Below are 11583 nucleotides of genomic sequence, written 5' to 3'. Positions count from 1 at the left end.
GGTCAGGGTGCGGCCGGCGGAATTCCGGTCGGGATCAGGAACAACGGCAGGATGCGCGCGATCAGGTCGCGCATCGCGTCGTCGGGCTGGTCGAGCATCGCGCGCACATGGGGTCCGATGACGGCATCGCCGAACGCCGTCACCGCCATCATCAGCACCGCCGCGCGCACGCGGTCGGGTGCGGCTTCGTCGGTCGACTGGCCGACGATGGCCTCGACCAGCGCGCGCACCGCGGCGCGCACGGGTTCGAGTTGCTCGACATCGCCCGACAGGATGATCCATGCCGCGAGCGGTCCGGCGCCGCCCTTGTCGAACGCGTCGAACACGCGGTCGGCGACCGCGCGCGGCGCCGCGGCGTCGGTCTTCATCAACTCGACGACATTGCCGAGCGCGTCGGTCAGATCGCGCACCATCGACCCCATCAGCGCCGATTGCAGCCCCGCCGCCGATCCGAAATGGTGCAGTACGTTGGCGTGCGACATGCCGATCGCCTGCCCCACATTGGCGAGCGTCACCGCCGCGGGCCCGCGATCGAGGAGTAAGCCGCGCGCCGCCGCCAATCCTTCCTCGCGGACCTCGGCGCCCGAACGCTTGCGCCGTTTCTGGTGCGGCCGCGCTTGCTTGTACATGAACCATTCCCTTGCGGCCCCGCGCCCCGCGAAAGCCTCCGCCCGAAAGCCTTACTCGAAAGTGGCTGATTGTCACCATCATCGTCCACCTTGCGGTGCCTTCGGTTGCGTGATATATACATTGATGTTAATGTAACTTATATCGCAGAAAGGTTGCACGATGTCCGCTTCCCTCCGCACCCCCGACGACATTCGAATCGAAAAGCGCGACCTCAAATTCGGCCGCGAGAACCCGCCGCCGCGCTGGTGGCACAGCGGCGATCCCGGCCGCACCGCCTTTTTCAACGCGCTCTCCTCGACCTTCCCGGTCGGCGAGAAATTCTTTATGACGTCGGTGCGCCATTATCGCGAGGGCACGCCGCAGCCGCTGCGCGGCCAGATCGACGATTTCCTCTATCAGGAATCGATGCACAGCCGCGAACATGTCGTGTTCAATCGCCAGGCCGAGGACGCGGGCTTCGACATCGCATCGGCCGAGGAACGCGCGCGCCGGACGATCGCGTGGGTCAAGCGCCGCTCGCCGATCCAGCAGCTCGCCGCGACCTGCGCGCTCGAACATTTCACCGCGACGCTCGCGCACGATGCGCTGGCGAACCCCACCCATCTCGGCGGCGCCGCCGACGAAGCGCGGCAGCTCTGGCGCTGGCACGCGATCGAGGAAATCGAGCACAAGGCCGTCGCCTTCGATACCTATCTCCACGCCGCACGGACGATGACCCCGCTGCGCCGCTGGCTGAAGCGCAGCACGGTGATGTGCGTGACGACGATGCGCTTTCACTATGTCATCTTCCGCAACGCCGCCGACCTGCTCGCACAGGACGGCTGCAACAATTGGGCGACATGGAAAGGCCTGCTCGCCTGGCTCTATGGCCGCGAAGGGCTGATGCGCGCGCTGCTGCGCGGCGTCTTCACCTATATGAAGCCGGGCTTCCATCCGTGGGAACTCGACGACCGGCCGCTGCTCGAAGAGGCGCTGCGGCTGCTCGAAGCCGGCAAGGTCAAGGGGCTGGCGGCATGAAGCGAACGCTGATCCTTCTCGCCGCCGCGGCGTTCGCGACGCCCGCGGCGGCGGCGGACATTACCGGCGTCTGGGCGACGGGCAGCGAGGGCGGGCGCGTCGAAATCTACCGCTGCGGCGAGGCGCTGTGCGGCAAGGTCGTCGATGCCAAACGCCTGCGCGCCAACCCCGACCTGCGCGATGTACGCAATTCGGAACCCGAACTGCGTCATCGCAAACTCAAGGGTCTCGTCGTCCTGAACGGCTTCACCGGCGGCCCGACCGAATGGAAGGGCGGCCCCGTCTACGACCCCGAAACAGGCGACGGCGCGGCAAACGGCCGGCTAAAATTGCTGCCGGGCGGCAAGCTCGAACTCAAGGGCTGCATCGCCTTTTTCTGCCGCACCAAGATCTGGACCCGCGCCGGCTGACCCAACAACTCTCGCCGGGTCAGTGCTTCAGATACTGGCTCGGCGGGACGCCGAAGGCGCGGCGGAACATCGCGGCGAACCCGCTGGGGCTGTCATAGCCGACATCGTAAGTGACCTGCGTGATCGAGGCGCCCGCCGCGAGCAGAGACAGCGCCTCCATCAACCGCACCTGCTGCCGCCACACGGCGAGCCCCATTCCCGTTTCCTGCTTGAAACTGCGCGTGAAGGTGCGCCGCCCCATCGCCGCGAGCGCCGCCCAGTCGTCGATGTCGCGCGGGTCCGACGGATCGGCGATGATCGCGTTGCAGACGCGCAGCAGCCGCGGGTTCGAGGGCATCGACACCTGATAGGGCGCGTTGGGCATCCGCCCGATCTCGTCGAGCAGCAGCGCGATGATCCGCCCCTCGCGTCCGTCGACGTCGTAAAGCCCCGGAAAATCGACGACCTCGAGGATCAGCGATTTGACGAGGTTCGACACCTCGAACACGCGGCATTGCTGCTCATGCTCATGCCCCGCGCATGGCAGATAGAGCGTGCGGAGCGATACCGGGCCGCGGCAGGCGACTTCGTGCCGCGTCCCCGCGGGCAACCACACCGCGCGCTGCGGCGGGATGACAAAGCTCGTCTCGGGCGTGCGCACCGACATCACCCCCGCTGAGGCATAAAGGATCTGGATATGGTCGTGGCTGTGCATCGGATCGATGAAGCCCGCGGAATATTCATCCTGCAGCGCCATCACCGGACGGTCGTTGATCAGAATATCGACACTATGCTTCATGGCCCGATCCTCGCGAGTCTTGGACAAATACACCATATAGGCCGCACGCGCCGCTGACCAGCCGCACCGCGCCCACTGGCCTGTCCCGTGCGGTGATTGGCCCGTTTGGGCGATAGCGGCGGCCGTGTAGAAGCTATCAGACGGTCGAAGGATCGTTTCGAGAGGATATGCCAACTATGTCAAACGGCTTGAACGCCATAGAGGACGACATGGCCGACCCCGATATCCGCCGTTTCGTCGATGCGGTCAACGCCGCCTATGTCGAACATGCCGCCCCCGCCGGAGCCAGCATGGCGGTGCGCCGCGAGGTCGCCGAGCGCGTGCGCCGGCCGTGGCGCGAGGGTGGCCCGATAATGGCGGAGACCCGCGAAATGGACATGGACGGCGTTCGCCTGCGCCTCCACCGTCCGGTCGCGGACGCGAAATTGCCGGTGATGCTCTATATTCACGGCGGCGGCTGGACGCTGTTCAGCATCGACACGCACGACCGGCTGATGCGCGAATATGCCGGACGCGCCGGCGTCGCGGTGCTCGGCATCGATTACAGCCTGTCGCCCGAAAGCAAATTCCCCGTCGCGCTCGAGCAATGCGCCGCCGCGCTCGACTGGATCGCGGCCGAGGCCGGCGCGTTGAACCTCGATGCGAAGCGCGTGCTGATCGGCGGCGATTCCGCGGGCGCTAATCTCTCGGTCGCGACCTGCCTGCTTCAGCGCCAGCGCGGGCACCCGCTGCCCACCGCGATGCTGCTCAACTATGGCGCCTTCGCCCCCGAACGCACGCCGAGCTATTCGCGTTTCGGCGCCGGCGACTATTCGCTTGAATCGGATGAGATGGATGCTTTCTGGGCCGCCTATGTCGACGGGCCCGAACAGCTCGCCAATCCGCTCGTCGCGCCGCTGCGCGCCGACCTCGCCGGCCTGCCCCCCGCCTTCCTCGCGATCGCCGAATGCGACATCCTCGCCGATTGCAACGACGCCTTCGCGCGCAAGCTGGAGGAAGCCGGCGTCCCGGCCCGCGCCGTGACCTATGCGGGCGCGACGCACAGCTTTCTCGAAGCCGTATCGATCGCGCCGCTCGCCAGCCGCGCGATCGACGAGCAGGCGGCGTGGATCCGTGATATTCTGAAGGCATGACCAGCCCTTATAATCCGCGCGAAGCCGCCGACGTCCGTCGGCTCATCGCCGATTATCCGCTCGCCTGGCTCGTCTCGCGCGATTTTCACGCCAGCCCGCTCCCGCTGATTGCCGAAACCGACGCGGACGGCGCGGTGACCTCGCTGTTCGGCCATTGCGCGCTGCGCAATCCGCTGGTGGGCGATTTCCGCGCCGATCCGCGCGGACTGATCCTCTTCACCGGCCCCGAAGCCTATGTCCCGACGAGCTTGCTGTCGAAAGCCGACTGGGCGCCGACGTGGAATTATGCGGTGCTGCGCTTCACGGTCGAGATCGAGTTCGTTGGCGACGAAACGCGCGACGCCATCGAACGGCTCGTCGCCAAGATGGAAGGCGGCGCCTGGTCGACAGCCAGCCTCGGCCCGCGCTATGAAAAGATGCTCGATCAGATCATCGCGTTTCGAGCCCATGTCCGCTCGGCCGAGCACAGCTTCAAGCTCGGGCAGGACGAAAGCGCGCCGGGCTTTGCCGAGATCGTTGCGGGCCACAGCGACCGGACGCTCGCGGCATGGATGGAAGGACAGGCAAAGAGGTGAAGCTTTTCTTCGACGATCGCCAGACCGCCCACGCGCCATCGCGCGAACTGCACAATGGCGACTGGGTGCCCTATGCCGAAAATATCGAGCGCCCGCGTTCGATCGTCGAAGCTTTCACCGACTGGCAGCCCGTCCGCGACTTCGGCATGGCGCCGCTGCTCGCCGTGCACGATGCCTATTATATCGCCTTTCTCGAACGTGCGCATCGCGACTGGATCGCCGCGGGCCGCAACGGCGATGCGATCGGCTACACCTTTCCAATCAGGCGCCGCCGGCCGCTTGGCTTCGGGCGCATCGACGCCGATCTCGGCGCTTACAGCTATGACGCGGGGACGCCGATCGCGGCGGGGACGTGGGAATCGGCCTATTGGTCGGCGCAATGCGCGCTCTCGGCGCTCGATGAGTTGACCGGCAGCGACGCGCGCCACGCTTTCGCGCTCTGCCGTCCGCCCGGCCATCATGCCGGGCGCGATTATATGGGCGGCTATTGCTACCTCAACAACGCCGCGATCGCCGCGCGCGAGGCGCACAGCCGCGGCCTCGGCCCGGTCGCGATCCTCGACATCGATTATCACCACGGCAACGGGACGCAGGACATCTTCTACGAGGATCGGGATGTCTTCTTCGCCTCGATCCACGCCGACCCGCGCACCGACTACCCTTTCTATTGGGGCCATGCCGACGAGCGTGGCGAAGGCGCGGGCGAAGGCACGACGCTCAACCTCCCTCTGCCCCGCGGCACCGACGGGCAAAGCTATGCGCCCGCGCTCGACACCGCGCTGGCCGCGATCTCGGATTGGGGCGCGAAGTTCCTGATCCTCTCGTTCGGCGCCGACACGCACAGCAGCGACCCGATTTCGAGCTTCGCGCTCGAACGCGCCGATTATGTCGAGCTGGCTGGGCGCATCGCGTCGCTCGGCGTCCCGACGCTGATCGTGATGGAGGGCGGCTACGCCGTCGGCGACCTCGGGAAAAACGTCGCCGCTTTCCTTTCGGGGTTTCAGGCGTAAAGCTCGTATTTGGGGTAGGAAGCGGCCGGAACCGGTCGCTCCCAAAAAATGACCGCCCCGCCCTTCCGGCGGGGCAGCCGTTTCATCGTCAGTCCAGGCTGAACCGCACCGTCGCACCCACGGTTCGCGGCCGCGCGACCGATCCCGCGAAGGCGAAGGGCGCGTTCAAAATGCCATATTGGTTGAACAGATTCTTCGCGAACACACCCAGTTCGATCCGCTCGTTCACCGTGATCGACGCATTGAGGTCGACGAGGTGGAAATCGCCCTTCTCCAGCGTCCCCGCGAAATCGACGGGCGCGCTCGACAGATAGCGATGCGCGATGCCGAAGCGCGGCTTGAGCGGCGCATCGGCGAAGCTGAGGTCGAGCGAGTTCGACAGCGTCCATTCGGACGCGCCCGGCAGACGCGTTCCCTTCGCATAGCCGCCGCCCGGCGCGAAGCTGTCGGGGAGCAGGGTCGACAGCCGCGCATCATTATAGGCGATGTTCGACGAGAAGCTGAGGTTGCGCGTCGGACGCAGGTTCAGGCTGATCTCGACCCCGTCGATATCGGCGCCGCCGCCGTTGATCGTATAGGCGTCGAAGTCGACCGGCGTGAACAGGCGCGCCTGAATATTGCCCCAGTCGATATGATAGGCGGTGACATCGACGCTCAGCGTCTTGTCGATCAGGTCGAAGCGCGTGCCGATCTCGAAGTTTTTCGTCGTATCGCTTTCAAAGGTCAGCGGCAGGCCGGGGACCGCGGCCGAATAGACGTTGACGCCGCCAATGCGGAAGCCCTCCGAATAAAGCGCATAGACCATGAAATCGTCCGACGGTTTGTACGTCAGCGAGGCCTTCGGAATGAAATCCGAATCCTTGTCCGCCGCCGGCGCGAAATCGAACGGGTCGACCAGATTGGCGTTCGGCAGATATTGCAGGCGCGGGCGCGAACGATATTCGAACAGGCGGCCGCCGACGGTCAGCGTCAGCGTATCGACGATGTCGAACGACGCTTCGCCGAAGATCGCCTTTTCGGTGACCCGGTTGCTGCTGATCGTCCGCGTCGCGAGGTCGCCGGGGGCAAGCTCGCTGCCCGGCTGGCCGTCGAATTCACCCGGGTTCGCGTCGATATAATCGGCGATGCCCTCGATAAAGGTGCCGTCGGTGTTGTTCGAGCGCAGCCGCGTGTAATTGGCGCCGAGCAGCCAGCGAAACCGCCCGCCGTCGGGCGACGCGAGGCGCAGTTCGCCATATTCGGTCTTCGACTTGCCGTCGCTGCTCGCGAGTTCGGGCGTGTCGGTGCGCGGGTCGTTGCCGTTGAAGATCGAATTGTCGAACGCCAGATCGGCCTTCTTCTCGGTATAGCTGCCGACCGCGGTCAGCGTCGCAAAGCCCAGATCCTGCTCGATCCTGAGGCTGTGCATCATAAAGCTCGTGTCTTGATATTCCGCGACGTTGGTCGCGCGCTCGAACGTCTTGGGCGGGCCGAAAATCACATAGGTCTGATCGTCGAGATCATATTCCTGATACATGCTCAGCGCCGAGATGCGCGTCGTCTCGGTCGGGGTAAAGACGATCGAGCCGCGCAGGCCCCTGACCCGAAGGTCGTTGCTGCCGTCTTCGCCGAGCAGCGTGTTGTCGAGATAGCCCGCGTCGTAACGCTGCAGCGCGACGAGGCGGACCGCCAGCTTGTCGGTGACGATCGGCAGGTTGACCATCGCCTTGGCCGCATAGCTCGCTTCGCCCGCGCCCTTGGTCGTCGCCAGATTCCCCTCGAACCCGACGTCGAACCGCGAGGGGTCGGCCTCGTTCACCACATAGTTGATCGCGCCGCCGAGCGAGGACGACCCGAACAGCGTCCCCTGCGGTCCGCGCAGCACCTCGACACGCGCCACGTCGAAGCTGTCGACGTCAGGGATGACGAGGGGGAAGCCGGGCTCGATCAGCGGCACTTCGTTGAGGTAATAGCCCGTCGTCGCCTGATTGGCTTCGTGATAGGTCGACGACGCGACCCCGCGGATCACGACTTCGGACACGCCGGGCTGATAGTCGTTGAATATGACGCCGGGCACGCGGGTGATATAGTCGGAGAGGCTCTGGGCGTTGAGTTTCTGGAGCGTCGCTTCGCTGACCGCGCTCACCGATCCGCTGACGTCGCGCACCGACTGTTCGCGCTTGGCGGCGGTAACGACGATCTCGGTATCGTCGACCTCCTGTGCCGCCGCCCCCGTCGCATAGCCCAGCGCCAGGACCGAGATGCCGCACGCGGCGATCCGCCTGATCGATGCAAAGCCCATTTCTGCCTCCCTTTTTGATATTGCCTATTGGTAGGAAATTCCGATCCTCAAGCTAACATGCGAAATTGGCGTGACGGCGATGGTCGGGCCATTATCGAGCCGGATCGGGCCAGCGCCGGCGCGCAGGAAAGCGTGGTTTCGTGGGGACTTGCGGTCAAATTGCCCGATCGATGGATTGGGCGGCCTGATCGGCGCAGTAAGCCATTTGCTCTGCCATAGACTGAACGCGGCATCGTCATCGGTCGGAGAGGGTCGGCATGAAAGTCATCGAAAACAGGGGCCGAAGAGCCTTTATGGGCAGCGCCGCGATGGCGGCACTCCTGCTCGGCAACCGCGCCGCATGGGCGCTTGAGCGGGTCGCCGCCGGACACTGGCCCGCAGTCCCGCCGCCGCAATCGCCGCGCATTTCGAACGTCATCGAACAACTCGGCCGCACGCGCGACGACGCCTATAGCTGGATGAAATTCATCCCGGAAAGCGGCGAACGCAACCGCACCAATCTGCCCCCCGCCGTCGCGAAAATGCTCGCCGACGAAAACGCCTATGCCGATGCGATGCTGGAGCCGACCGCGGACGAGCAGGCTGAGCTGGTGCGCGCGATGCTGGCGCGCGGTTCGGATGCCGCCGCGGCGCCCGCGCTCGAAAAGGACGGCTGGACCTATTCGTCGGCGATCCCAGCCGGCGCCACGCACGCGCGCTACACCCGCCAGCAGGGCGGCGGAAAAGCCGAACTGCTCGTCGACGAAAGCGTGCGCGCCGAAGGCCAGCCCTATTTCCGCAGCACCGGCCACCAGCCGAGCCCCGATCACCGCTGGTTCGCCTGGGCCGAGGATGTGATCGGCAACGACCGCCACCGCATCTGCATCCGCGACAACGCCAGCGGCGCGATCCGCACGATCGTCGACAAGGACGCCTATGGTTATGGCGGGCTGGTCTTCTCGCCCTCGTCGCGCTGGCTGTTCTGGATCTGGCGCGACGCGCGCAATCGCCCGACGCGGCTCTATCGCACTTCACTCGACGGCAAGGTCACCGACCTCGTCTATGAGGAGAAGGACCCGGCGATCTTCATGTCGGTCAAGCGAACCGCGGCGGACGGCTTCGTCGCGCTGACGCTCGCCGGTCCCGAGACCGCCGAGGTTCGCCTCGTGCCCGCGCGCGACGAAGCCGCCGCTCCCGCCCCCGTCTGGCCGCGCAAGGCCGGCGTGCGCTACGAGATCGACGAATGGGACGGCAGCCTCGTCGCGCTGACCGACCTCGGCGACGCCTTCGACATGCAGTTGTTGCGCCTCGACCCAAAGGACTTCCGCACGCTCGGGGCGCTCGTCCCGCACCGCGCCGGCACGCCGATCCTGTCGATCCTGCCGTTCAAGCGCGCGCTCGTGCGGCTCGAACGCGCCGAGGGCCTGCACCGCCTCGTCATCCTCCGCGCCGACGGATCGGAACAGGCGATCGCGTTCGACGATCCCGCCTATGCGATCGAACTCCCGCTCGAACAAAGCTATGACGCCGCATCGGTGATGATCGCGCACCAGTCGCCCAAATCGCCGCGCCGCTGGATCCGCGTCGACCTCGCGAGCGGCGAACAGACGGTCGTCCGGCAACAGAAGGTCGAAAACTTCGACCCCGACGACTATCAGGTCGAACGCCTGTTCGCCCCCGCGCCCGATGGCGAAATGGTGCCGATCACCCTGCTCTCGCGCCGCGGCGCGCTCCAGGACGGCAAGGCGCCGCTCCTCCAATATGGCTATGGCTCCTACGGCGTCTCGAGCGATCCCGAGTTCTCGATCCCCGCGCTCGCGCTCGTCGATCGCGGCTGGCGCTATGCGATCGCGCATGTCCGCGGCGGGTCCGAGAAGGGGCGCCAATGGTTCCTCGGCGGCCGCAAATTCACCAAGCGCAACAGCTTCACCGATTTCATCGCCTGCGCCGAATATCTCGCGAGCGAAGGCTATACGGCGAAAGGCAAAATCGTCGCCTATGGCCTCTCCGCGGGCGGCCTGCTGGTGGGCGCGAGCATGAATATCGCGCCCACACTGTGGGGCGGCGTCATCGCGAAAGTGCCGTTCGTCGACATGCTCAACACGATGAGCGACGCTGCGCACCCGCTCGTCCCGCTGTTCCGCCCCGATTGGGGCGATCCGCTCGCCGATCCGAAGGCCTATGACTATATCGCCTCGATCTCGCCCTATGAGAATGTCCGCGCGGCCCCCTATCCGCCGCTGCTCTGCACCGCGGGGCTGAAGGACGACCGCGTCGCCTATTGGGAGCCGGCGAAGCTCGTTGCCGAAGTGCGGCGGCGATCGACGAGCGGCAATCCCGCGATGCTGATGACCGACATGGACAGCGGCCATCAGGGCAGTGCCGACCTCGCGAGCGAATATAGGGAAAAGGCGCTCTTCTGGGCCTTCGCCATGCGCTGCGTCGCATAGGCGGGAAGCTAACTCCATGATTTGATGAATGGATTAGGGGGTCTATCGCTTCCCGCAAGATTTGCCGCCGCCAATTCCCGCCGAAACGGTGCAAACCATGCTTAAATCCGGCCGCGCGCGCTCGTTAAATGTCGCATGACCACCAAAGCGACAGCATCGAACGAGCCGGTAGGGCGGCTCCTGGGTTGGCTGGGGCGTCGCCGCGCACGCGGCAGAGCCCCCGACGAAGGTCCCGCGCCGCCCGGCCCCGGCGGCCCGCGCCTTCTGGCGCGCGAGGCGCGCTACGAGCTCGCCGCCTCGATCACCTCTTTCCTCGTCGACAATGATCTCGACGTGTCGCCGACGAACCTCCTGCTCGCGCACGGCGCCTTTTCGGGACGCAATCCGCGGCTCGCGCGCCAGATCCTCGCGCAGGCGCAGACCGCCGAAGGCATCAGCCAGAAATGGCTCAACGAACTCGACGACCAGGAAGCGAGTCAGCCCGACCGCGTCGAACTCGACCGGCTGATGACGCGGCTCGAAACCAATATCGAAGCGTTTCAGGCGAATACCAAAGAGGCCCGGACGGTCACGAGCGACTATGGGATCGAGCTCGAACAGCATGTCACCGATCTCGAACAGCTCGAGAAGACCGGCCGCATCGTTTCCAGCCTCGCCGACCTCGCCAAAGTGATGCTCGACCGCACACGCCAGGCCGAAGACGACATGCGCAAGAGCGAGGACGAGGCGAAAGCACTGCGCCGGAGCCTCGAACGCGCCAAGCGCGACGCCGAACTCGACTATCTGACCGGCCTGCCCAATCGCCGCGCCTTCGAGCTTCTGCTCGACCGGCATCACAAGGAAGCGCGCGCCGCTCTCGAACCGCTCAGCGTCGCCTTCTGCGACATCGACGAGTTCAAGAAGGTCAACGACCTCCACGGGCACGAGGCGGGCGACCGTGTGATCAAGGCGATCGCCGACACGCTGGCGCGGATTTCGAACGACCATTGCCATGTCGCGCGCCACGGCGGCGAGGAATTCGTCATGCTGTTCCGCGGTCTGACCCCGACCGAAGCCGCCGCGAAGCTCGACGATGCGCGCGAGGCGCTCGCCGACCGGCGGCTGATCAACCGCAAGACCGACGAGCCCTTCGGCCAGATCACCTTCTCGGGCGGGGTCGCCGACGTCTTTGGTTATGGCGACCCGCGCGCCGCGCTCAAGGCGGCAGACGAGGCGCTCTACAAGGCCAAGGCCGCGGGCCGGAACTGCATCCGCATCGCCGACCCGGCCTAAGACACCCATTCCCGCGAGGGGGCGGGGAGCCGCGGACGATCGTGCACC

The 11583-nt window shown here is 65.8% G+C and carries 10 protein-coding genes; 7 read left to right on the top strand and 3 right to left on the bottom strand.

Annotation, left to right across the window (positions count from 1 at the left end; translation table 11 throughout):
* Positions 1-2 precede the first annotated feature (2 nt).
* On the bottom strand, positions 3-629 hold the full coding sequence (locus GGR90_RS17335; protein WP_167922663.1) for a TetR/AcrR family transcriptional regulator: 627 nt from the start codon (positions 627-629) through the stop codon (positions 3-5).
* A 160-nt stretch (positions 630-789) separates the two neighbouring features.
* On the opposite strand from GGR90_RS17335, the gene GGR90_RS17330 reads away from it, so the two are divergent.
* The gene (locus GGR90_RS17330) at positions 790-1647 is read left to right on the top strand and encodes a metal-dependent hydrolase (RefSeq protein ID WP_167922662.1); all 858 of its coding nucleotides are present in this window, start codon (positions 790-792) and stop codon (positions 1645-1647) included.
* Entirely contained in the window at positions 1644-2057 is a 414-nt protein-coding gene (locus GGR90_RS17325) for a DUF2147 domain-containing protein (RefSeq protein ID WP_167922661.1), read from the top strand. The genes GGR90_RS17330 and GGR90_RS17325 overlap by 4 nt, the downstream gene beginning before the upstream one ends.
* A gap of 19 nt (positions 2058-2076) precedes the next feature.
* Here the strand turns inward: GGR90_RS17325 and GGR90_RS17320 are convergent, their stop codons facing one another.
* Positions 2077-2835, bottom strand: a complete 759-nt coding sequence (locus tag GGR90_RS17320) for an AraC family transcriptional regulator (RefSeq protein ID WP_167922660.1) — start codon at positions 2833-2835, stop codon at positions 2077-2079.
* Between the two features lie 209 nt (positions 2836-3044).
* Between GGR90_RS17320 and GGR90_RS17315 the strand changes: the two genes are divergently transcribed.
* Genes GGR90_RS17315 through GGR90_RS17305 form a run of 3 tightly spaced genes read left to right on the top strand, consistent with a single transcriptional unit; the run spans position 3045 to position 5553 of the window.
* A complete protein-coding gene (locus tag GGR90_RS17315) occupies positions 3045-3968 on the top strand; it encodes an alpha/beta hydrolase (protein ID WP_245198793.1) in 924 nt (307 codons plus the stop codon).
* The gene (locus GGR90_RS17310) at positions 3965-4543 is read left to right on the top strand and encodes an FMN-binding negative transcriptional regulator (RefSeq protein WP_167922658.1); all 579 of its coding nucleotides are present in this window, start codon (positions 3965-3967) and stop codon (positions 4541-4543) included. The genes GGR90_RS17315 and GGR90_RS17310 overlap by 4 nt, the downstream gene beginning before the upstream one ends.
* Positions 4540-5553 (top strand): arginase family protein, encoded by a 1014-nt coding sequence (locus GGR90_RS17305; RefSeq protein ID WP_167922657.1) that lies wholly within the window; start codon positions 4540-4542, stop codon positions 5551-5553. Before GGR90_RS17310 ends, GGR90_RS17305 begins: the two co-directional genes overlap by 4 nt.
* Positions 5554-5641: 88 nt before the next feature.
* On the opposite strand, the gene GGR90_RS17300 is transcribed toward GGR90_RS17305, so the two are convergent.
* On the bottom strand, positions 5642-7834 hold the full coding sequence (locus GGR90_RS17300; RefSeq protein WP_167922656.1) for a TonB-dependent receptor: 2193 nt from the start codon (positions 7832-7834) through the stop codon (positions 5642-5644).
* A gap of 293 nt (positions 7835-8127) precedes the next feature.
* On the opposite strand from GGR90_RS17300, the gene GGR90_RS17295 reads away from it, so the two are divergent.
* Complete coding sequence (locus GGR90_RS17295; RefSeq protein ID WP_209023856.1) at positions 8128-10263, top strand: S9 family peptidase; 2136 nt, start codon at positions 8128-8130, stop codon at positions 10261-10263.
* 135 nt (positions 10264-10398) lie between these two features.
* Positions 10399-11535 (top strand): GGDEF domain-containing protein, encoded by a 1137-nt coding sequence (locus GGR90_RS17290; RefSeq protein ID WP_167922655.1) that lies wholly within the window; start codon positions 10399-10401, stop codon positions 11533-11535.
* Positions 11536-11583: the final 48 nt, after the last annotated feature.

This window comes from Sphingopyxis italica (assembly GCF_011926545.1).
GTDB lineage: Bacteria > Pseudomonadota > Alphaproteobacteria > Sphingomonadales > Sphingomonadaceae > Sphingopyxis > Sphingopyxis italica.
This window is presented reverse-complemented; position numbering and strand designations above follow the sequence as displayed.

Coding starts and splice junctions, on each gene's coding strand:
- GGR90_RS17315 (WP_245198793.1), top strand. CDS start 3,045: ATGGCCGACCCCGATATCCGCCGTTTCGTCGATGCGGTCAACGCCGCC.
- GGR90_RS17295 (WP_209023856.1), top strand. CDS start 8,128: ATGGGCAGCGCCGCGATGGCGGCACTCCTGCTCGGCAACCGCGCCGCA.
- GGR90_RS17300 (WP_167922656.1), bottom strand. CDS start 7,834: ATGGGCTTTGCATCGATCAGGCGGATCGCCGCGTGCGGCATCTCGGTC.
- GGR90_RS17290 (WP_167922655.1), top strand. CDS start 10,399: ATGACCACCAAAGCGACAGCATCGAACGAGCCGGTAGGGCGGCTCCTG.
- GGR90_RS17310 (WP_167922658.1), top strand. CDS start 3,965: ATGACCAGCCCTTATAATCCGCGCGAAGCCGCCGACGTCCGTCGGCTC.
- GGR90_RS17320 (WP_167922660.1), bottom strand. CDS start 2,835: ATGAAGCATAGTGTCGATATTCTGATCAACGACCGTCCGGTGATGGCG.
- GGR90_RS17335 (WP_167922663.1), bottom strand. CDS start 629: ATGTACAAGCAAGCGCGGCCGCACCAGAAACGGCGCAAGCGTTCGGGC.
- GGR90_RS17325 (WP_167922661.1), top strand. CDS start 1,644: ATGAAGCGAACGCTGATCCTTCTCGCCGCCGCGGCGTTCGCGACGCCC.
- GGR90_RS17330 (WP_167922662.1), top strand. CDS start 790: ATGTCCGCTTCCCTCCGCACCCCCGACGACATTCGAATCGAAAAGCGC.